We start from the raw sequence: 20,553 nt of genomic DNA on the forward strand, positions 1-20,553 counted from the left end.
AGGCAACTACTTATGAAAACCGTTTTATCAATTCAATCTAATGTTGTTTATGGCTATGCAGGCAACAAAGTTGCCACATTAGCCATGCAATTACAAGGCGTTGAAGTCATGCCAATCCACACAGTGCAACTATCGAGTAATACGGTCTATCCCGATTATGATGGTATTGTACTTGGGGCTCAGCAAATTACACGGATCGTAAATAGTCTCGAAAAAATTGGCGTTTTAAAATCAATTGATGCCGTCATATCAGGTTACATTGGCCTTGCCGAACAAGGTGAAGAAATTATCGAAGCAGTAAAAAAGATAAAATATTATAACCCTAACGCCATTTATGTGTGCGATCCGGTTATGGGCGGAGATATTAATAAAGGCAGTTCGCTACCGCAAAATATTATTGATTTTTTCACTAAGCAAGCGATTAAACATGCAGACTATATTACGCCGAATTTATTAGAATTACAGATATTATCGAATATCGAAATTAAAACCTTTAGCGATGTACAAACGGCAATTAAAAAACTGCAAAATCAACCTATCCAAGCAATTTTAGTTAAAAATTTAGTCCATGCCGGTAAAACCACAGAATTGTTTGAAATGATATTAGCCACACCATCGCAAAGTTATCACCTTGCCCGTCCATTATATGATTTTCCTTATCGTCCATTGGGCGTTGGCGATTTAATCTGTAGTTTGTTCACTGCTCATTTAATTAATGGCAAATCACAATTAAATGCATTTGAACTAGCCGCCAATGCAGCGAATCACGTATTAGCTGTTACCAAACAAAAAGAGGCTAGAGAACTAGCGATTATTGATTCACAAGACTGGCTAAAAAAACCTGATTTACAGTATCGAGCAACACCATTATTATAAAAACAGCATTTTAAAATAATTTGATTTAGATTATTGGCATAATTAATTAACAGCGCTAATAATAGATTAATATGCCATATAAACAGGATGGATGAGATGAAAGGTTACCGAATAAATATTAGTTTGATTGTAATAGCGTGGTTGACAACTATTGGAGTAGCTACTGCTTATGAACTTGATTGCCCAACCCGAATCAATATTAAATCCGATCATCCCGAACTTGAAGCAACTCCTGAGGGTTGGCAAGTTTCAATGAAAAAAAACCGTAGTTTACTACTCAGTGGTATTGGTGTTTATTCCGATGAGCCAGTTAAATTATTTCAATTAAAACCTGAAATTGGCATTATTGATGGCAAAAAACATGACCTCACTTGGCAAATCAATTCAGCCTATGATGAAAATGGAAACTACGTTAGTTGTAGCTATAATGGCGATGAAGTCCAATTAGTAAAAAAAATCGATCCATCGATGAAAAGTTGCTGGGCGGATTATTCAAATGATAAAAACCAAGCCATAAAAGCCAAACTTATCTGTAGTGCTAGTGAATGGCAAACAGTGGAATAAATCTGGTTTTTTAATTTTAAATGCTTTGAATTTAAGTATCTTTAATAGTGTTTGTTATGCTTAGTCGGTTTGATAATTATCTCATCGACTTATCAAATTTGGCATATTTTAATCTATGCTTAGATGTCATTAATTGAACTAATAAGAAACATATCAAGATTTGTAACAAGAAAATAAGATATTTGTGGTTTTACACAATGAAAAAATTATGCCTTTTCCTGTATTCATTATGTGTAAAAATAATTAAGGAGTCTATACCATAAAAAGGTCAACGATAATGTATCATTCTCTATTACCGATTGAGCAACATCTTGCCGCTGAGCGTTTTTTGCTGGCGTTGCCGGATTTGGTGACGACAACGCCTTTATGTCGACGTTTTAAACCAGCTTCATTGTTCATAAATATTGCGCCAATGACGTTAAGCAATCAACCACATAGCTTTATTGCAGATAAGTTTAACCTTTCAGCGCGAGCAGCACGGCGGTGGGATAATGTTATCCGTCAGTTGTTAGCACAATATGAACCGGATCTTTATCAAGCGATTCTTAACCTTGCTCAAGCAAAACCAACAGAAGTTTTTCAGCAAGCTAAGGCTTTTAAATCGTGGCTTACTGGACTACTTAAGACGTCTGTCATGCCTTGCGATTATTGCCACTCTTTGAATACTATTCGCATTGGCCATCGGCTTAATTTTCGTTGTAAAACCTGTCGACGAACCTTTAATCCACTGAAAAAATATCAACTTAATAAGTTATCTCACCATGAACGATGGTTACCGTTTATTGATTTATTGCTGCAAGGTGAAACATATAAAACCATTCAGCAACAATTAGGCATTAATGCCAATACCGCAGCTAAATGGCAGCGCTATTTTTTTACATTAATGGAAGAACAAGGATTTACACTTTTGGTTAACTATTGCCGAGCAAAGCGACGCCAGCGTTATCGTCAAACCTGGTTAGATATTAATGCAAAATAATATTAATATAATTGTAAAAAATATTGAGAAGTCTATACCGTATTAATTTTTCTTAATAAGAAAATAGATGCTATAAAACACAATAATTCCATGTTGAGAATTTTTAGTTACTTTTTATAATCATATAGTTATGAAAAAGTCCATCCTCAAGATAAGGTTTGGATTAAACCGGCATTTTCTTGTGCTTGAATGACTGGCGTAATCACTTATATCAATCATGATTATTAATAAAAAAGCGCTCATTTTAATAACGGCGCTTTTTACATTCAATTTTACTAAAGATTATTATTTATCATCACCAGCCAATAAATATAATGCTTCGTATGGTCTTAATTGGATTTCAGAGTCGAATGTTGTTGCTTGCTGATAATTACTCAATAATATTTGCCAATTAGTACCTTGTAAGGTTGTTGGTAACTGCCAGTTAACGGGTTGTTCAGTTAGATTAATGATGACTAATAATTGTTGATTGTTCCAACGGCGTAGGTAGCACCAATAATCAGCAACATTGGCGGTTAAATCCTGATAATCACCTAAAATAAATATCGGGTATTCTTGGCGTAATTTTATTAACGTTTGATAGCAGTAAAAGATAGAATTAGGGTCTTCAAGTGCGGCTTTGACATTGATTTGTTGATAATTACCTGCCACTTCGATCCATGGTTTACCTTTAGTGAAACCTGCATTTAAGCTATCATCCCATTGCATAGGTGTTCGGCTATTGTCGCGCGATTTGCTCGCTAATATGGCTAAGATTTCCGCTTTATCCATACCTTCGGCTATTTTTTCGTGGTAGATATTTAGGCTTTCAACATCACGATACTGGTCAATATTATCAAAATGTGGATTGGTCATGCCGATCTCTTCGCCTTGATAAAGGTATGGCGTACCCTGTAATCCATATAGCAACATGGCAAGCATTTTAGCCGATTCTGTGTGATATTGGCTTTCATTGCCTAAGCGCGACACAATTCGCGGTTGATCGTGATTACACCAGAAAATAGCATTCCAAGCTTTATTATGCATCTCGGTTTGCCACTCGCCGATGATATTTTTTAACTGGAGTAGATCAGGTTTGGCTAATGCCCATTTATAGCCATTTGGATAATCGACTTTTAAATGGTGGAAATTAAATGTCATAGTTAGCTCTTTTCCGTCTAACGAGGCATATTTTAAGCAGTTTTCTAACGTGGTCGAAGACATTTCCCCCACCGTTTTTAGATCATTGGGTTGAAAAGCATCTCGGCTCATTTCTTGTAAAAACTCGTGGATTTTAGGTCCATCCGTGTAAAAGCAGCGACCATCCCCGTTTTTATCATCAGCAAAATCTTGTTGTTTGGAGACTAAATTAATCACATCTAACCTTAAGGCATCCACGCCTTTGTCTGACCAAAACTGACACACTTTTTTAATTTCAAAGCGAACTTGCGGATTTTCCCAATTAAGGTCCGCCTGCTCTTTGGCAAATAAGTGTAAGTAATACTGTCCTGACTGTTCATGCCATTGCCACGCTTTACCGCCGAATTTGGAGCGCCAGTTATTGGGTTCACTGCCGTCGGCTTTAGCATCTTTCCAGATATAAAATGAGCGATAAGGGCTAGATTTATCTAAGGCTGATTTAAACCATGGATGCTCGGTTGAGGTATGGTTAAACACCATATCCATCATAATGCGGATCCCTCGTTCATGTGCCTGTTTAATCAGTAATTCAAAATCCGCCATTGAACCATAAGCCGGATCGATATCGTAATAATCGGCAACATCATAACCATTATCAATTTGCGGTGATGGATAAATTGGCGTTAACCAAATGGCACTAATACCAAGTTTTTTTAGATAATCTAAGCGACTGATAATACCTAACAAATCACCGGTTGCCTGATCTTGACTGGCTTGAAAACTTTTTGGGTAGATTTGGTAAATGGTACCGTTTTGCCACCATGGGATAGCTATTTTATTCATTGCTCGCTCTTTATTTTTAATCAGTAGATTCAAATTCACCAGCGGTAAAAACCGTGGTGAATCCCCTATTTATAACCGTTATCGGATATTTAACGTGCCTTTTTTCTGTTTTATTTTGTAAACAATGGCGGTTAATACGATTGGCACCACAATCGCCACCAACATAGCCAAGGCATAAATCGCCCAGAAGACAGGTTTTATCGATAGGATACCGGGTAATCCACCGACGCCGATACCATTGGATAACACCCCATATAAGCCACAGATTAATCCGGCACAAGCTGCACCAATCATGGCGCAAAACATCGGGAATTTATAGCGTAAATTGATACCATACATCGCTGGCTCTGTCACACCTAGATAGCCAGATATTGCTGCAGGAATGGATACTTCACGTTCATTATGTTTTTTACTTATTAAGATGATACCTACTACCGCTGATGCTTGGGCGATATTGGATAAGGCGATAATTGGCCAAATAGGTGTGCCACCCATGCTTTCGGTCATCTGCATATCGATGGCTAATGTGGTGTGGTGAATACCTGTAATAACCAAAGGAGCATAAAAGAAGCCAAAAATAGCAGAGCCAATAAAGGCATAATCACCGCTCATTAAATACTTAACCACATAAGCAATACCATCGCCGAGCATGCGCCCAATTGGTCCTAAAACGAAGTGAGCTAAGACGACTGATACCATTAAGGCAACAATTGGCACGATAACTAAATTTAAGTAATCAGGAATAATTTTACGAAGCCGTGTTTCAATCCATCCTAACGCTAAACCGGCAAAAATTGACGGGATAACTTGTGCTTGATAGCCAACTTTAGCAATGGTAAACCAACCAAAATCCCATACCTTGGGAATGGCCTTACCCAAATCATAAGCATTCATCAGTTGCGGTGAAACTAATGTGATGCCTAATACAATGCCCAAAACGGGTGATCCGCCCATTTTTTTCACCGTAGACCAGCAAATAGCTACCGGTAAGAAGTGAAAGATAGCTTCACACGGTAACCATAGGAAATCGTTAATTGGTATCAGCCAACTAAAAGTGTGTATTAGCGGTTTATTGTCAATGGTTGGCATTTCACCAATCACATTACGTAAGCCAAGTAGTAAACCACCCGCAATGAGTGCAGGTAATAATGGCACGAAGATTTCCGCTAAATTAGAGATTAACCGTTCAAACCATGACATATTTTGTTTAGCTGCGGCTTTGGTTTGTTCTTTGGTTGCTTCATCAATATTTAACTGTTCAGTGAGTAATTTGTAATAACGGTCAACATCCGTGCCAATAATAACTTGAAATTGCCCAGCGTTATTAAAGCAACCTTTGACAAAAGGTAATTCTTCAATAGCTTCAACATTGGCTATTTTCGGATCAACAAGCGCAAATCTTAATCTGGTTAAACAATGGGTGACACTGGCAATATTTTCTTTTCCGCCAACCAGCTCAATTAGTTGCATAATTGATGTGGTTGATACTTTAGGTGCTTTCGCCATTGTTAAATCTCCTTATTTTCAATTTAAGCCAATATTTTGGTTTTTAGTTAAATCATTTCGCTCCTAATTTGATAGAGATTAAGCATAAATGGAATGACTATTTAAATAAATGGGAACGTTCCCTTTTTGTGATAAACCTCACAATTTTCAGATAATCACAGCTAAATGCGATACACAGAGAGTTATCTCAGTAATTGGGATGGAACAGTAATAATTTTAGCGTTTACTTGTTTTTCTAACATCAGTAATAGCTCGTTTGCTGCATAGATGCCAGCTTTATCAAAACCAAGATCAACCGTTATCGTTTGAGAAAATAAGAAATTTAGCAACTCACTACTACCGATACTAATAACAACAATATTATTTATATTTTTTTCCGATAAAAATTTATTTAAGCCTAAAGCAATCGAATCAGTAGCACAAACTATTGCTGTTGGTGAATGAACTAACACCGATTCGGCAAGCTCATAACCAGAATAATAACTTAAATTACCAAGTACGGCATTGGCTTGAATTTTATAGGTAGTACAAAAATCAATATAGGCCTGATAACGTAAACCACCGGTAGTTTGATCTTGTTTATCAACACCAATAAAACCTATTTTTTTATGTTTTTCTGATTGATATAAGTAAGTTAGTGCTTTATTTACTGCACCAATATCATCATAACAAATACAAGAATAAGCCGGAAATGGCCTAGCAATTACCACACATTTATGTTGCCAAACCGTTAACAATGAACTGTCTAATCCCGTAAAAGCAAACACAATAATACCATCAGCTTGTTTTTCTCTTAACATCATCAGATGTTCGGCGACTTTTGCGGCACTAAATTGACTCTCGATAATTATGGGATCATAGCCATTAGCATAAAAAATCGGCAACATACTTTGCACTGCATGATTTTCAGATATTGAATCAAGGCGTGTGACAATAATACCGATAACCTTATTACCATAACCGCGCATTGCTCTTGCTGATTTTGAAGGAGTGAATTGATATTGTTCAACAATTGCCATCACTTTATTACGAGTTGATTCCTTCACCATAGGATCGTGATTAATCACTCGTGAAACCGTCGATTTACTGACGCCACTTAATTTAGCTATATCTTTAATGGTTAAATTAGTTGATGATTTACTCATAATCAATTTGTTGAATGAATATCAATTAAATCATAGTAATACAGATTAAAGAAAATAGCGATAATCATATCAATGATAAGATTATCGCTAATTCTGATCTTATTTGCTGTATTTTAATTTGTAGATGCTACCCCAATCTAACATAGCATCGTGTACTTGCTTTAAACTTTCTCCGACTTCAGTTAAGGTATATTCCACTTTAGGGGGCACTTGGGCATACACTTTGCGGGTAATTAAACCATTTTTTTCCATAGTACGTAGATGAGAAGTAAGCACTTTTTGTGAGATGCCGTTGAGTGATTTTTTCAGTTCACCAAAACGTTTGGTGCCAGAAAGTAAGTCTCGAACAATTAGCACTTTCCATTTGTCACCCATTAATAATAGGGTGGTTTCAACAGGACATGGAGGTAAATTTTCAATTGCCTGCATAATAAAATTCCTTTAATTTCAACAATAGTATCTAAACGGTAACTATATTACCATTTGGTACCTACTTTACAATAGAAACTTTGGCTATTAAGCTAAAAAAATTAATTTATCTAAGTTGTAATAAGGAGAACAAGATGAAAATTGCAGTAATTGGTGCAAATGGTAAATCAGGACAACTATTGGTTAAAGAAGCATTATCACGAGGACATGATGTCACAGCTATCGTACGTAAACCAAGTTCAAATAGCGACGCAAAAGCGAAAGTATTAGTTAAAGATCTATTTCAATTAACTTATGACGATTTAAAACCATTTGATGTGATTATTGATGCATTTGGTACTTGGACACCTGAATCACTACCATTACATCAAACTAGCCTTAAACATTTAACCGATATTTTAAGCGGTAAACCTAACCGTTTATTAGTTGTTGGTGGTGCCGGCAGTTTATACGTCAACCCAAAGCATACCGTTCGTTTAGCCGATTCACCAGATTTCCCTGATGAATTTAAACCATTAGCCAACAATATGGCGAAAGCTTTAGATCAACTAAGAACCTGTGATGATGTGCAATGGACCTATTTAAGCCCAGCAATTGAGTTTATTGCTGATGGAGCAAGAACTGGTCATTATACTATTGGTGGCGAGCAATTCTTAGTTAACAGCCAAGGTAAAAGTCAAATCAGCTACGCTGACTATGCGATCGCTATGATTGATGAAGCAGAAAAAGCCCAACATATCAAACAACGTTTCACTGTTGTCGCTGAATAATCAAATTATCCAAAAGTCTTGCCAATTTAATAGGTAAGACTTTTTGGTTTATCTCTTATCTATTCACTACCAATTTGACAGGTCACTTTGATTTCACGATTATCACTAATTTCTAAATTTGATAATACCGCTAATTGTGGAAAGTTAGGTCTTAAAAACTGCGCCAACATAGCCCGCAAGGTATGATTAACTAATAAAACTGGCGGTGCACCAATTGCATCTTGTTGATTAAGGGCTTGCTGAAGCTGTTGGAGTATATGTTCCGCCAAACCTGGCTCAACATTACTGGTATTTTGTAACGCTTGCAGTAATATTCGCTCTAAACTGATACTTAATCCAATCACTTTTACCGGCTCTGTTCCCGGAAACCACTGCTGAGTAATCACTCTACCCAATGCTATTCTAACAATACTAAGTAACTGGTAAGCATCATTTTGGTTAGGTGCTTGTTCACAAATTGTCTCAATAATCGTGCGCATATCTCGAATAGAGACTTTTTCGGCCAACAAGTTTTGTAAAATTTTATGAAACGTGGTTAATGGTACGACACCAGGAATAAAATCCTCGACTAATTTAGGAATATCTTGTTTGATGCGCTCCAGTAATTCTTGCGTTTCTAAACGCCCTAATAGATCACTGGCAAATTGATGCAATAAATGATTAAAGTGAGTTGCAATCATAGTACTGGTATCAACCACGGTATAACCTAATATTTGGGCAGCTTCTTTATTATTGGCATCTATCCAAACCGCAGGTAAACCAAATGCGGGTTCAGTTGTAGCAATTCCATCAATTTGTTCGGTCACTGTGCCAGGATTAATCGCTAACCACTTGTTATTCATAATTTCACCTTGACCTATTTCACCACCCTTTATAAAAATTTTATATTGATAAGGTGATAATGAGAGGTTATCGCGAATATGTACTTGCGGTGGTAAAAAACCTAATGTTTGGGCAAACTTTTTGCGTAAACTGCGAATTCGGCCTAATAATTCACCATTTTGGTTTTGATCGACCATAGGGATTAAGCCATATCCGACTTCCATCGCTAAAATATCTTCAATATTGACATCAGACCATGAAGCGTCAACATTTGACGGTTTAGTTGCTGCTACATTTTTTTGCGGAGTAGAGACTGACTTTTCAAGTTTCTTTTGTTTGCTTAACCACCACGAAATGAGCGATAAAATAGCCGTAAACATTAAAAATACTAAATTTGGCATACCCGGAATAAGACCAAGTAACCCAATTACAACCGCAGTTAAGATTAATACTTGTGGATTATTAAATAACTGCTTTAACATTTGGTCACTGATGTTTTCTTGTGAAGTGACCCGCGTCACAATAACACCAGCAGCAGTGGAAATAATTAGGGAAGGAATTTGCGCAACTAATCCATCACCAATAGTTAATAGCACATAGGTTGTACTGGCATCGGATAATGTCATACCATGCTGCATCACCCCAACTAATAAGCCACCGACAATGGTAATCGCCATAATCAATAAACCAGCGATAGCGTCACCACGCACAAATTTACTTGCCCCGTCCATAGAACCATAAAAATCGGCTTCTTGAGTAACTTCTGCACGCCGAGCTTTAGCTTCATCCTCACCGATTAATCCTGCATTAAGGTCGGCATCAATAGCCATTTGCTTACCCGGCATACCATCTAATGCAAAGCGAGCACCTACTTCAGCTATCCGACCCGCGCCTTTAGTGATTACCATAAAGTTAATAATAACTAAAATGATAAACACAACAATACCAATGGCAAAATTACCACCAACTAAAAAGTGGCCAAAAGCTTCAATTACTCGACCAGCCGCATCACTACCAGTATGGCCTTTTAGTAACACCACTCTAGTTGAGGCAACATTAAGGGATAAGCGTAATAAAGTTGCAAACAATAAAACGGTGGGAAAAGCGGCAAAATCAAGAACTCGCTTAGTAAACAGTGCCACAATCAAAATGATAATGGATAAGGCAATATTAAAAGTAAAAAAGAGATCTAAAATAAATGCTGGTAAAGGTAATACCATCATCGAAAGAATCAATAAAATCAGCATTGGTCCAGTTAAAATTCGATAATGACCGTTTTTTAAGCTATTTATTGATAATAGATTAGTTAATTTTGATTTCATCATAACAATTGCAATTACCTTTATTTATTCACAGATAAAGATTCTGGGATTGATAAATTGGTTGGTTTGAGTGGTTTTTCACCACCATATCTATGCCATCTTTTTAATTGATAAACCCAAGCGAGAATTTGTGCTACCGCAGCATAGAGCTCTGCTGGTATTGATTTACCTATCTCACCATGGCGATATAATGCTCGAGCTAAAGGTGGCGCTTCTAATTGTGGGATCTGATGCTCTTGAGCAATTTGTTTGATTTTGCTCGCTATATTATCGGTACCTTTAGCCAATATCTTGGGAGCGCTCATGGTTTTTTCATCATATTGCAGAGCAACCGCATAATGGGTTGGGTTAGTAACAATAACATTAGCTTTTGGGACATCTTTCATCATCCTACGCCTTGCTATTGCCTGCTGCATTTGTCGAATACGCCCTTTAATTTGCGGATTACCTTCTTGCTCTTTAAACTCATCTTTCACTTCTTGCTTCGACATTTTTAACTTTTTCAAATTGCTCCATATTTGGTAAAAAATATCAAAACCTACCATTGGTATTAAGGCTAATACAATCAATAAACTAGCATAAATCAGCAATTGCATTACCTGAGATAACGCATTATTTAAATACATACTGGGTAGTGCCAGCATATTAGGAAATTGATGTATCAAAAATAGGGCAGCAGCAAAAGCGATTAAAACCACTTTAAGAATACTTTTAAACAGTTCTGAAAAAATTCGCAGACTAAATAACCGTTTAAATCCACTAATAGGATTCAATTTGCCTAAATTAGGTTTAATCGATTGTAGGCTAAACAGCAAACCACCAACACTAAGCGGAGCAATGATAGCGACAATAACTAATCCCACAAAAATAGGTAAAATCGCCCAAAATCCAGTGGTTAATAAATTAATTAAATTGAAAATAATCTGTTTATCATCATCGGTTCGGTGGGCAACTAACATGGCTTGTTGAATAATTGCTTTTAATTTGCTAACAAAATGTGTTCCCATTATCCAAAACAACATAATGCCAACTAATAATATAATTAGCGATGTTAACTCACGAGATCGAGGAATTTGCCCCTTTTCCTTAGCTTTTTTTAATTTACTATCGGTGGGTTGTTCACTTTTATCTAGATCACTATCATCAGCCATATATCAGTTAAACCAATTTTACTGTCTAATTACACTTTACTTTGATAGCACAGTATGAACGTAACTTATTAAAGTTATTGGCTTAATAAGACCCTAAATTACTGGTTATTTAGCTCGTTTAGCTTTAAATAGTATTAAAATGATTAAACTTTAGCACGTTTAGATGAAATAGTTTCAGGCTGTTGATAACCGTGATAAGTGTAAACCGCGGGGTTATTAATACTTTTCAAATAATCAATCGATTGTTGTGTCATATTCATACGATTTTGAATAAGTATACCGTTATCCCGATTGATTTGAGCTAATCGTTGAGTGGTATTAGTGATGGCTTGCCATTTCAACGCTAGCTCTGGGTTTTCACTATAAGGTGATTGAATATTATAGCGTGCACTTACTTTTAGCCGTTTTTCATCAAGTAACTTTAACTCGATAAGTAATTGGCTTTTTTGATTTATAACGTCATTTAATTGGCAAATTGTATTAGTCCCAATTAGGATTTGCTGTTCAGACTCTAGAATATCTGAAAGTGATTGCAACATGACTGTTACATTATTAAAAATGTTATCTAACTCTAACATTATGATATTCCTTCAAAAATTAATTAGCTTTCAATCTCTTCAAGAGTTTGCTTAATAATTTCGTCTGCAATTTTATTTGGATTGATGACTAAGTTACCATTAGTAATGGCCTGTTTTATTTTCTCAATTTTACTAATATCAATATCATTTTCTGTCGAATGTAATAATGCGATAGTGTTTTGGCTCAATTTGACATTGCTACTCAAATTTAAGCTATTTGACGTTTGCACAGATGCTTTAGTTTCTTTATTTTGTCCATTTATTAAATCACGATTCAGCAATCCCGATACTGCTGTAACCAATTTTGTTGCATCTATACTCATAAAATTCCTTTAATTCAAGTCAAGGTTTATAGGGTTGGTTTAGTCTAATTATCGGCAAAAATCAAAAAATCATTAATTTTATTTATTAATAATAATGATAGCTTTTTCACTAACAACACCTTCAACAACATTACCCGTATTAAGTTTAATATTAATCGATTCTCCCAATGCCCCATTACTTAATGTCTTGCCATGCGTTGCAATTGAGTAACCTTCGCCATTAATAATGACCTTTACGGTTTGACCGACCTTAACATGCCAGTTGTTCTGCAGCATTGAATTTTTTATTACTTCACCATCATTAATATTACGTAAAGCAAGATGATTGATAACTTCAGATTGATTTAAAATTACTGTTGCTGGTAATTTATCTAGCTGACCAGACTGCATTTTTACCAGTTGTTCAGTAATTAATGTTCCTGCACTAATGGCTTGTTTAGCAATAACATAATGGCCACTCACAGCGACGTATATCTGGATATATTTAGTGGTATTTTCGCATCTGGCGGTAATGGTTAAATTGCCCCATTGTTTATTTTTGTTCAATATTGCCAATGTTGGTGAGTCACAACTTAATTGTGGTTTTACAGTTGGATAATTAATGACAACTTTATCAACCTTCACATCAATAAGTTGTTGATGGATCAGATCACTAATTTGTTTTTCAAGAGCAGTGGCACAAACTATTTTTGAGCTACCTAACATACAAAAAAGAAACAACAATCTAATAATCTGAGGCATATTTGTTGGGGTTCATGTAATTATTGATAACTAAATTGTACTTTATAAACCCATCTATCGAATGTTGAAATAAGGGCAATTTTTATCGTTATTTATACGATGATTTTTTTTTGATTTGCTTAAAATTCTTTTTATCTATCAGGATGAGATGATTTTATGCTAAATAAATTAGATACTTTCGTTAATTTTCACCAACAAGCACTCAATGTTCGTGAAAAACGTCAAAATATACTTGCAACCAATATTGCTAATAGTGATACGCCTAATTACCAAGCGAGGGACATTGATTTTAATACTGAATTAAACAGAGCCATCAATAATCAATCGACCCACAATAATATAAAACTAACTATTACTTCTACAAAACATATTCAAATAACTAGCGCTGATTTCACTAATTATAATCTTCTTTATCGTATTCCTTATCAATCATCTGCTGATGGCAACACTGTTGAGATGGATCAAGAACGAACTGCTTTTATGGATAACAGTATCCACTATCAAAGTAATTTAACCTTTTTAGGTGAACAGTTTAAAAATGTCATTTCGGTATTACAGCAAGGATAATCATCATGAGCTTCTCTATTTTTTCGGTTTCTGGTTCAGCCTTAATGGCACAAACACAACGAATGAATGTCAGTGCCAGTAATTTAGCTAATGCTGATAGTGTTACCAGTACTTCTGGTCAAGCTTATCGAGCCAAACAAGTTATCTTTCAAGTCGATGACAATGGTTATTCCAATAGTGTTGCTGGAGTAAAAGTAGCACAAGTTATTGAAGATCCTGCACCAATGAATTTAGTTTATGAACCTAATCATCCTTTGGCTGATGAACAAGGCTACATTCAAAAACCTAACGTTGATGTAGTAGCAGAGATGGTTAATACCATTTCTGCATCTCGTAGCTACCAAGCAAATGTAGAAGTGATTAACACCGCAAAAAGTTTAATGCTAAAAACACTGACTCTAGGACAATAAAAGGGCGTAATTGATGGGTATTTCGAATGTAGCAGTTTCAGAATCAACTAATATGGCCAGTCCGCAAGCGCTAAAGAAAGGTTCGTCTGATGGTAACTCAAGTCAGGAACTACAAGATAATTTCTTAACATTACTTATTGCCCAAATGAAAAATCAAGATCCTACCAATCCAATGGATAACAGTCAGTTAACCTCGCAATTAGCTCAAATCAATACGTTAGCAGGTATCGAACGACTGAATACCACATTAGGTATGGTTTCAGGCCAAATTGACGATAGCTTATCGGTCAATGCCAGCAACATGATTGGTAAAGGTGTCATGGTTCCAGGTAATAAAATTTTGGTTGCTACATCAGAAGTGGAAGGTTCGGAAAGCGAAAAGGAAACTATTACCACACCATTTGGCTTTGAACTTATGCGTGATGCTGAGTCAGTGGTCATTACCATCAAAGATGAAAATGGCAATGTTGTACGTGAGGTCGATTTAGGTTCGATTCCTGCTGGGGTTAGCTCTTTTACTTGGGATGGTGAACTGAATGATGGAACACTAGCGCCAGATGGTAGTTATACGTTTTCGGTTAATGCCACTTATGACGGGCAAAAAGTATCATCCACACCACTATCTTACTCGGTTGTGTACGGCGTAATTAATAGCAAAGTTAATAATAAAGTATTACTTGATTTAGGGATACTTGGTTCAATTAGTATTGACGAAGTACGTCAAATTCTTTAAAGGGGAATAAGTTAATATGGGATTTTCTCAAGCAATTAGTGGTATGAATGCCGCATCAAAACAATTAGATGTTATTGGTAATAATATTGCCAATTCTGCAACAGTTGGCTTTAAAAGTGCTAGCATTTCATTTGCTGATATCTATGCGGGTTCAAAAGTAGGAATGGGCGTCAAAGTGGCTGCGGTTATGCAAAATTTTAATGATGGCACCACAACCTCAACCAATAATAGTCTAGATGTTGCTATCTCTGGTAATGGCTTCTTCCGCTTAGTTGATAGTAGCGGTCAAATCTATTATACCCGTAATGGCCAGTTTCAATTAGACGCTGATCGCAATATTATCTCAGCGGATGGTTTTCAATTAACCGGTTATCTTGCCACAGGCACACCACCACAGATCCAACAAGGTTCAGCACCAGGCCCATTAAAGATTTCACAAGAGATGTTAAATGCATCAGCAACCAATAAAGCCTCTTTGCAAACAAATTTAAATTCAAATAGCAAAGTACCTGAAAAACAACCAATTAATGCCACCGATGCTGATACCTTTAATTATTCAACCACGATCACCACTTATGATTCTTTAGGTAATCAACGTAATGTTCAACTTTTTTATGTTAAAACGTCTGATAATCAATGGGATGTTCATTATCTTGATAGTAGTGATCCTAACGCAAGCCTACAAGCATTAGGGCAAATGGAGTTTGATTCATCAGGCAAATTAATTAGTGATCCAGAAATGACGATTAATATTAATGGGCTTAATGGTTCAGCCGCCAATAGCTTCACGCTGTCATTAGCAAACAGTACTCAACAAAATATGGGTAAAGAAGTCGGTAGCATTAAAACCCCTGTCGTTGATGGTTATGCTGCTGGTGATCTAGTTGGCTATAGTATCAGTGATGATGGCTCAATTTATGGAGTCTATTCTAACCAACAAACGATGTTATTAGGTCAAATTGCCATGGCTGATTTTGCCAATGTTAATGGCTTAGAATCAGCCGGTAACAATAACTGGCGGGCGACCCTTAAATCAGGTGGTGAAGTATTAGGCTCAGCTAATACCGGTACTTTTGGTTTACTAACCAGTGGTGCAGTTGAATCATCCAATGTCGATATGAGCCAAGAATTAGTTAATATGATTGTTGCCCAACGTAATTATCAATCTAATTCACAAACCATTAAAACTCAGGATCAAATCCTTAATACATTGGTTAATTTAAGATAATTTAAGGAGTATTTATGGATCGCGTTATTTATACGGCTATGTCTGGCGCAAGCCAAACATTAAATCAACAGTCCATAACTAGTCATAATTTAGCTAATGTATCGACAGTTGGCTTTCGGGCGCAATTAACAGCAATGAAAGCCGTTCCCATTGTCGGTAGTAGTATGCCGACAAGAACCATGGTGACGGCAACTACGCCAACCTATGATTCAACAATCGGTGCCTTTAATTACACTGGCCGCAATTTAGATGTTGCTTTATCCCAAAACGATTGGTTAGCAGTACAATTAGCTGATGGCAGTGAAGGATATACCCGTAATGGTGCGATTCAAATCGATGAAAACGGCACACTTAACATTCAAGGCTTTCCGTTACTTGGTGATAATGGCGTATTAACAGTACCTCAGCGTTCACAAGTTAGTGTCAGTACTGATGGGACTTTATCAGCTTTAGGTGCTGGCGATAAACGCACCACCATTGCCCAAGTAGGAAAAATAAAAAAAGTTCACCTTGAACGCAATGAATTGGTACGTGGTGATGATGGATTTTTCCATGCAACTGAGGCAACCATAAATAATCGTGGTGCCGTGTTACAAGATAACCCAAATGCAAAATTGATGTCTGGAGTACTCGAAGGAAGTAATGTTAATCCGGTTACAGCAATGGTGAATCTAATTAGCCATTCTCGTCAATTTGAAATGCAGATGAAACAAATTACTACTGCCGACGAAAATGCCCAAAAAGCCAACCAAATATTATCGTTAACTTAACTAAAATAGGAAACAGCAATGATTAAATCATTATGGATTGCAAAAACCGGTTTAACTGCGCAACAAATGAATATGGATATTATTTCCAATAATTTAGCCAACGTTAGCACTGGTGGTTTTAAACGCCAACGCGCCGTTTTTGAAGATCTGTTATACCAAACAGTTCGCCAACCTGGAGCACAATCTTCAGAACAAACAACATTACCTTCAGGATTACAAATTGGTACCGGGGTAAGACCAGTTGCAACCGAACGAATTCATAGCCAAGGTAATTTAGAATTAACCGATAACAGTAGTGATATTGCCATTAATGGACAAGGATTTTTCCAAGTTCTTATGCCAGATGGAACACAAGCCTATACCCGCAGTGGCGCTTTTCAAGTTAATCAAAATGGTCAGTTAGTAACAGCTGCCGGTTATGAAATTCAACCAACAATCAACATTCCATCCAATGCTATAAAAATGACCGTAGCACGTGATGGCGTTGTCAATGTCACCTTAGCTAATCAATCAACTCAAGTACAAGTTGGTCAATTAACATTACACACTTTTATCAATGACACCGGATTAGAAAGCGTTGGTGAAAATCTATATCTAGAAACCGAAAGTTCTGGTGCACCAACTGAAAATACACCGGGGCTCAATGGTGCTGGACTGCTATACCAAGGTTATATTGAAACGTCAAATGTGAATGTGGCCGAAGAGCTGGTTAATATGATTCAAGTACAACGTGCTTACGAAATTAATAGTAAAGCAATATCGGCATCTGACCAAATGTTGCAACGTTTAAATCAATTATAAATCTAACAAAATGATAGCGGTAATGAGATATCTTTATATTTTAATAACTTTGTCGTTAGTTGGTTGTAGTCAATTACCTAAAAAGGCATTAGTTGAAGGCGACACCAGTATTGTTCCAAAAATGCCAGAAATTGTGAACAGCAGTGGCTCTATTTATCAAGCCTCACAACCAAGTAGTTTTGGTTATCAACCGATGTTTGAAGATCGTCGACCACGCAATATTGGTGATGTATTAACGATTGTTTTACAAGAAAACGTTAGCGCAAGTAAAAGTTCATCCATTAATGCCGGCCGTAATGGTGGGGTCAATTTAGGGGTAAAAACCATACCGCACTTTTTAGATGGGCTGGTAGGTCGTGGCAAAGTCGATACAGATATCTCAGGCAGCAATGATTTTAAAGGTTCTGGTGGTGCTAATGCTAAAAATACCTTTAGCGGTACCATTACCGTCACCGTTCAAGATGTCATGATTAATGGTAATTTAAAAGTGATTGGTGAAAAACAAATTGCAATAAATCAGGGCACAGAATTTATTCGATTTTCAGGTGTTGTTAACCCTCGGACAATAAGTGGTAGTAATACCGTTATATCAACTCAGGTCGCTGATGCTCGTATTGAATATGTAGGTAATGGCTACATCGATGAAGCACAAACAATGGGTTGGTTACAGCGCCTATTTTTTAATCTTTCGCCATTTTAATGAGTATCATTATGCTAAATAAATTACGTACTTTTATCTGTTTTGTTTTGCTAATAGTGATTGTCCCTTCTAGTTATGCCGAGCGAATAAGAGATTTGGTGACAATACAAGGCGTTCGCGAAAATGCCTTAGTCGGCTATGGTATCGTGGTAGGGCTTGACGGTACCGGTGACCAAACTTCACAGACACCATTTACGATACAAAGTATCACCAATATGCTCTCACAATTAGGTATTACCGTGCCATCAGGAAGCAACATGCAGTTAAAAAATGTGGCTGCGGTAATGGTAACGGCTAAATTACCGTCTTATGCCCGTGTTGGCCAACAAATTGATGTGGTTGTTTCGTCATTAGGCAACGCCAAAAGCTTGCGTGGTGGTACATTGATTATGACACCATTAAAAGGCGCCGATAACCAAGTTTATGCGATTGCGCAAGGTAATCTTTTTGTTGGTGGTATGGGGGCAAGCAGTAGAAGCAGTAGTGTAACGGTTAACCAAATGGCTGGTGCCACCATTCCTAGCGGAGCAACCATCGAAAGAGAATTAGTTACACGCTTAGATGAAAACAGCACTATTCATTTACATCTTAACCATTTTGACTTCACTGTGGCTACAAAAATTGCTGATGCCATTAACAAAGTGCAAAAAAATATCGCCATTGCTCTAGATGGCATGACCGTAAAATTGACCATGCCACAAGACAGTCAAGCAAGAGTTAAATTATTATCTAAAATTCAAAATATCCAAATTAGTGCTAGCCCTATTTCCGCTAAAGTGGTGATTAATACACGTACTGGTGTCGTGGTCATGAATCAAAAAGTACAATTAGACAATTGTGCCGTTGCGCATGGTAATTTATCCGTGGTGGTAAATAACAAATTGAAAGTTAGCCAACCCAATACGCCACTCGCCGGTGGCAACACAGCAGTAGTTCCAGATGATGAGGTCACTGTCGAACAAGATGGTGGTGCACTGCAGAATTTAGCGTCTGGCGTCGATCTAAATCGAGTTATTCATTCACTTAACTTATTAGGTGCCAATCCTACAGAATTAATGTCGATACTAGAAGCATTAAAAACCGCAGGTTGTTTGCATGCCGCATTGGAAACTATATAAAGCAGAACTATTGAAATGAAAAACCTAATAAATCAGTCCATGAATCGTTTTGCTTATGATTTTTCTAGCATTAATCAATTAAAACGTAATGCCGTTAGTGGATCAACTGACAGCATCAAACAAGTTGCCGATCAGTTTGAGACACTATTTGTAAATATGATGATGCAATCTATGCGCAAAGCGGTACCCAATGGCGGTTTATTTAATCAATCAGCAATGCAACTATTTACCTCTATGTTTGATCAACAAATTGCTCAACAAACGGCAGGTAAAGGTTTAGGGTTATCTAATGTTATTGTTAAACAATTAACTAATCAGCCACATTCTACGCTTAATATTCATTCACAAGCTCAAGCGAATAATAATCAAACCAATATGCAATTGGCACAATCTTTATTTAGTGATAATTCATCCAATTTATCGCCAGCAGCATTAGGGCAAATGCTTTATCAACAGCATAAAGCCAACAATTTAACCAAAGCAAATGTTAATGAATCAAGCTTGCCAACATCGCTCAACAAAGTTGATAAAGACCATATTAGCCAATTTGTCGTCGAATGGTTTGAGCCAGCAAAGCAGGCATCGAAAATATCTGGCATTCCTTATGAAGTCATTATTGCTCAAGCAGCTTTAGAAACCGGTTGGGGTAAAAAACAGATAAAAACGGCTGATAATAAGCCGAGTTATAACTATTTCGGTATAAAAGCAACCTCATCATGGCAAGGTGATTCAACTCGGTTAACTACCCAAGAATTCTTAAATAACAATATGGTTAAAATTAAAGATGAATTTAGGGTATACAACAGTAAACAACATGCATTAACTGATTACCTTAATTTATTAACCAAAAGCCCACGTTATCGTGCAGTGGTTAATGCTCCAGATGCTAGAACAGCAGCCAAAGCACTACAAGACGCACACTATGCAACTGATCCTAACTATAGCGAGAAACTGATCCAAATTATTGGACGAATCGAGCAAATTGCCAAAAATACACCGCAAAAATCAATATCTGGATTTAGACAAATTGCCTTTAAATAGTGCTTAAATAAATATAA

At 36.7% G+C, this 20,553-nt stretch carries 22 protein-coding genes; 13 read left to right on the forward strand and 9 right to left on the reverse strand.

All coding sequences use genetic code 11. From position 1 onward, the window contains the following. Nucleotides 1-12: 12 nt before the first annotated feature. The 3 genes from pdxY (at nucleotide 13) to H3U96_RS08340 (ending at nucleotide 2,419) form a co-directional block, all read left to right on the forward strand. Nucleotides 13-876 carry a pyridoxal kinase PdxY gene (pdxY, locus tag H3U96_RS08330; RefSeq protein ID WP_086356995.1) on the forward strand — a complete coding sequence of 288 codons (864 nt, stop codon included), beginning with the start codon at nucleotides 13-15 and terminating at the stop codon, nucleotides 874-876. Nucleotides 877-972: 96 nt separating this feature from the next. Further along, nucleotides 973-1,440 (forward strand): STY0301 family protein, encoded by a 468-nt coding sequence (locus tag H3U96_RS08335; protein ID WP_198196272.1) that lies wholly within the window; start codon nucleotides 973-975, stop codon nucleotides 1,438-1,440. Nucleotides 1,441-1,717: 277 nt separating this feature from the next. Further along, complete coding sequence (locus H3U96_RS08340; protein ID WP_198196274.1) at nucleotides 1,718-2,419, forward strand: IS1 family transposase; 702 nt, start codon at nucleotides 1,718-1,720, stop codon at nucleotides 2,417-2,419. Nucleotides 2,420-2,704: 285 nt separating this feature from the next. Here H3U96_RS08340 and treC read toward each other — a convergent pair whose 3' ends face one another. The 4 genes from treC to H3U96_RS08360 all read right to left on the reverse strand — a co-directional run bounded on the left by treC (nucleotide 2,705) and on the right by H3U96_RS08360 (nucleotide 7,461). Next, complete coding sequence (treC, locus tag H3U96_RS08345) at nucleotides 2,705-4,381, reverse strand: alpha,alpha-phosphotrehalase (RefSeq protein ID WP_198196276.1); 1,677 nt, start codon at nucleotides 4,379-4,381, stop codon at nucleotides 2,705-2,707. Nucleotides 4,382-4,459: 78 nt separating this feature from the next. Next, nucleotides 4,460-5,887, reverse strand: a complete 1,428-nt coding sequence (gene treB / locus H3U96_RS08350; protein WP_198196279.1) for a PTS trehalose transporter subunit IIBC — start codon at nucleotides 5,885-5,887, stop codon at nucleotides 4,460-4,462. 182 nt (nucleotides 5,888-6,069) lie between these two features. Next, nucleotides 6,070-7,032 (reverse strand): trehalose operon repressor TreR, encoded by a 963-nt coding sequence (treR, locus tag H3U96_RS08355; RefSeq protein WP_198196281.1) that lies wholly within the window; start codon nucleotides 7,030-7,032, stop codon nucleotides 6,070-6,072. Between the two features lie 99 nt (nucleotides 7,033-7,131). Beyond that, entirely contained in the window at nucleotides 7,132-7,461 is a 330-nt protein-coding gene (locus H3U96_RS08360) for a helix-turn-helix domain-containing protein (protein WP_034901015.1), read from the reverse strand. A 134-nt stretch (nucleotides 7,462-7,595) separates the two neighbouring features. On the opposite strand from H3U96_RS08360, the gene H3U96_RS08365 reads away from it, so the two are divergent. Continuing rightward, the gene (locus H3U96_RS08365; protein WP_198196283.1) at nucleotides 7,596-8,231 is read left to right on the forward strand and encodes an NAD(P)-dependent oxidoreductase; all 636 of its coding nucleotides are present in this window, start codon (nucleotides 7,596-7,598) and stop codon (nucleotides 8,229-8,231) included. Between the two features lie 59 nt (nucleotides 8,232-8,290). On the opposite strand, the gene flhA is transcribed toward H3U96_RS08365, so the two are convergent. The 5 genes from flhA to flgA form a co-directional block, all read right to left on the reverse strand. Continuing rightward, nucleotides 8,291-10,375 (reverse strand): flagellar biosynthesis protein FlhA, encoded by a 2,085-nt coding sequence (gene flhA / locus H3U96_RS08370; RefSeq protein WP_198196331.1) that lies wholly within the window; start codon nucleotides 10,373-10,375, stop codon nucleotides 8,291-8,293. 20 nt (nucleotides 10,376-10,395) lie between these two features. Then, on the reverse strand, nucleotides 10,396-11,526 hold the full coding sequence (gene flhB / locus H3U96_RS08375) for a flagellar biosynthesis protein FlhB (protein WP_198196285.1): 1,131 nt from the start codon (nucleotides 11,524-11,526) through the stop codon (nucleotides 10,396-10,398). Between the two features lie 143 nt (nucleotides 11,527-11,669). Continuing rightward, the gene (locus tag H3U96_RS08380) at nucleotides 11,670-12,104 is read right to left on the reverse strand and encodes a flagella synthesis protein FlgN (protein WP_198196287.1); all 435 of its coding nucleotides are present in this window, start codon (nucleotides 12,102-12,104) and stop codon (nucleotides 11,670-11,672) included. Nucleotides 12,105-12,127: 23 nt separating this feature from the next. Beyond that, the gene (flgM, locus tag H3U96_RS08385) at nucleotides 12,128-12,427 is read right to left on the reverse strand and encodes a flagellar biosynthesis anti-sigma factor FlgM (protein WP_034901005.1); all 300 of its coding nucleotides are present in this window, start codon (nucleotides 12,425-12,427) and stop codon (nucleotides 12,128-12,130) included. Between the two features lie 78 nt (nucleotides 12,428-12,505). Beyond that, a complete protein-coding gene (gene flgA / locus H3U96_RS08390; protein WP_198196289.1) occupies nucleotides 12,506-13,132 on the reverse strand; it encodes a flagellar basal body P-ring formation chaperone FlgA in 627 nt (208 codons plus the stop codon). Nucleotides 13,133-13,324: 192 nt separating this feature from the next. Here flgA and flgB point away from each other — a divergent pair, with 192 nt between their 5' ends. The 9 genes from flgB to flgJ are packed head-to-tail and all read left to right on the forward strand — an operon-like array spanning nucleotide 13,325 to nucleotide 20,536. Continuing rightward, entirely contained in the window at nucleotides 13,325-13,735 is a 411-nt protein-coding gene (flgB, locus tag H3U96_RS08395; protein WP_198196291.1) for a flagellar basal body rod protein FlgB, read from the forward strand. A 2-nt stretch (nucleotides 13,736-13,737) separates the two neighbouring features. After that, the gene (gene flgC, locus H3U96_RS08400) at nucleotides 13,738-14,145 is read left to right on the forward strand and encodes a flagellar basal body rod protein FlgC (RefSeq protein ID WP_086353945.1); all 408 of its coding nucleotides are present in this window, start codon (nucleotides 13,738-13,740) and stop codon (nucleotides 14,143-14,145) included. Between the two features lie 13 nt (nucleotides 14,146-14,158). Beyond that, nucleotides 14,159-14,878, forward strand: coding sequence for a flagellar hook assembly protein FlgD (flgD, locus tag H3U96_RS08405; RefSeq protein ID WP_034900995.1), 720 nt, complete (start codon nucleotides 14,159-14,161; stop codon nucleotides 14,876-14,878). Between the two features lie 16 nt (nucleotides 14,879-14,894). Beyond that, nucleotides 14,895-16,106 carry a flagellar hook protein FlgE gene (flgE, locus tag H3U96_RS08410; RefSeq protein WP_198196293.1) on the forward strand — a complete coding sequence of 404 codons (1,212 nt, stop codon included), beginning with the start codon at nucleotides 14,895-14,897 and terminating at the stop codon, nucleotides 16,104-16,106. A gap of 14 nt (nucleotides 16,107-16,120) precedes the next feature. Continuing rightward, nucleotides 16,121-16,876, forward strand: a complete 756-nt coding sequence (locus H3U96_RS08415; protein WP_198196295.1) for a flagellar basal body rod protein FlgF — start codon at nucleotides 16,121-16,123, stop codon at nucleotides 16,874-16,876. An 18-nt stretch (nucleotides 16,877-16,894) separates the two neighbouring features. After that, nucleotides 16,895-17,677, forward strand: coding sequence for a flagellar basal-body rod protein FlgG (flgG, locus tag H3U96_RS08420; protein WP_034900989.1), 783 nt, complete (start codon nucleotides 16,895-16,897; stop codon nucleotides 17,675-17,677). A gap of 22 nt (nucleotides 17,678-17,699) precedes the next feature. Further along, nucleotides 17,700-18,377: a flagellar basal body L-ring protein FlgH gene (locus tag H3U96_RS08425; protein WP_082205218.1), complete on the forward strand. Its 678-nt coding sequence runs from the start codon at nucleotides 17,700-17,702 to the stop codon at nucleotides 18,375-18,377. An 8-nt stretch (nucleotides 18,378-18,385) separates the two neighbouring features. After that, the gene (locus tag H3U96_RS08430) at nucleotides 18,386-19,495 is read left to right on the forward strand and encodes a flagellar basal body P-ring protein FlgI (protein WP_370545642.1); all 1,110 of its coding nucleotides are present in this window, start codon (nucleotides 18,386-18,388) and stop codon (nucleotides 19,493-19,495) included. 15 nt (nucleotides 19,496-19,510) lie between these two features. After that, nucleotides 19,511-20,536 carry a flagellar assembly peptidoglycan hydrolase FlgJ gene (gene flgJ / locus H3U96_RS08435; RefSeq protein ID WP_198196299.1) on the forward strand — a complete coding sequence of 342 codons (1,026 nt, stop codon included), beginning with the start codon at nucleotides 19,511-19,513 and terminating at the stop codon, nucleotides 20,534-20,536. The last annotated feature ends 17 nt before the right edge of the window (nucleotides 20,537-20,553 follow it).

Origin of the sequence: Gilliamella sp. M0364 (assembly GCF_016100565.1) — a bacterium.
Classification (GTDB): domain Bacteria; phylum Pseudomonadota; class Gammaproteobacteria; order Enterobacterales; family Orbaceae; genus Gilliamella; species Gilliamella apis.

Excerpts from the sequence above, each read along its gene's own strand:
- pdxY (WP_086356995.1), top strand. The coding sequence starts at position 13 with ATGAAAACCGTTTTATCAATTCAATCTAATGTTGTTTATGGCTATGCA.
- H3U96_RS08335 (WP_198196272.1), top strand. The coding sequence starts at position 973 with ATGAAAGGTTACCGAATAAATATTAGTTTGATTGTAATAGCGTGGTTG.
- H3U96_RS08340 (WP_198196274.1), top strand. The coding sequence starts at position 1,718 with ATGTATCATTCTCTATTACCGATTGAGCAACATCTTGCCGCTGAGCGT.
- treC (WP_198196276.1), bottom strand. The coding sequence starts at position 4,381 with ATGAATAAAATAGCTATCCCATGGTGGCAAAACGGTACCATTTACCAA.
- treB (WP_198196279.1), bottom strand. The coding sequence starts at position 5,887 with ATGGCGAAAGCACCTAAAGTATCAACCACATCAATTATGCAACTAATT.
- treR (WP_198196281.1), bottom strand. The coding sequence starts at position 7,032 with ATGAGTAAATCATCAACTAATTTAACCATTAAAGATATAGCTAAATTA.
- H3U96_RS08360 (WP_034901015.1), bottom strand. The coding sequence starts at position 7,461 with ATGCAGGCAATTGAAAATTTACCTCCATGTCCTGTTGAAACCACCCTA.
- H3U96_RS08365 (WP_198196283.1), top strand. The coding sequence starts at position 7,596 with ATGAAAATTGCAGTAATTGGTGCAAATGGTAAATCAGGACAACTATTG.
- flhA (WP_198196331.1), bottom strand. The coding sequence starts at position 10,375 with ATGAAATCAAAATTAACTAATCTATTATCAATAAATAGCTTAAAAAAC.
- flhB (WP_198196285.1), bottom strand. The coding sequence starts at position 11,526 with ATGGCTGATGATAGTGATCTAGATAAAAGTGAACAACCCACCGATAGT.
- H3U96_RS08380 (WP_198196287.1), bottom strand. The coding sequence starts at position 12,104 with ATGTTAGAGTTAGATAACATTTTTAATAATGTAACAGTCATGTTGCAA.
- flgM (WP_034901005.1), bottom strand. The coding sequence starts at position 12,427 with ATGAGTATAGATGCAACAAAATTGGTTACAGCAGTATCGGGATTGCTG.
- flgA (WP_198196289.1), bottom strand. The coding sequence starts at position 13,132 with ATGTTAGGTAGCTCAAAAATAGTTTGTGCCACTGCTCTTGAAAAACAA.
- flgB (WP_198196291.1), top strand. The coding sequence starts at position 13,325 with ATGCTAAATAAATTAGATACTTTCGTTAATTTTCACCAACAAGCACTC.
- flgD (WP_034900995.1), top strand. The coding sequence starts at position 14,159 with ATGGGTATTTCGAATGTAGCAGTTTCAGAATCAACTAATATGGCCAGT.
- flgE (WP_198196293.1), top strand. The coding sequence starts at position 14,895 with ATGGGATTTTCTCAAGCAATTAGTGGTATGAATGCCGCATCAAAACAA.
- H3U96_RS08415 (WP_198196295.1), top strand. The coding sequence starts at position 16,121 with ATGGATCGCGTTATTTATACGGCTATGTCTGGCGCAAGCCAAACATTA.
- flgG (WP_034900989.1), top strand. The coding sequence starts at position 16,895 with ATGATTAAATCATTATGGATTGCAAAAACCGGTTTAACTGCGCAACAA.
- H3U96_RS08425 (WP_082205218.1), top strand. The coding sequence starts at position 17,700 with ATGAGATATCTTTATATTTTAATAACTTTGTCGTTAGTTGGTTGTAGT.
- flgJ (WP_198196299.1), top strand. The coding sequence starts at position 19,511 with ATGAAAAACCTAATAAATCAGTCCATGAATCGTTTTGCTTATGATTTT.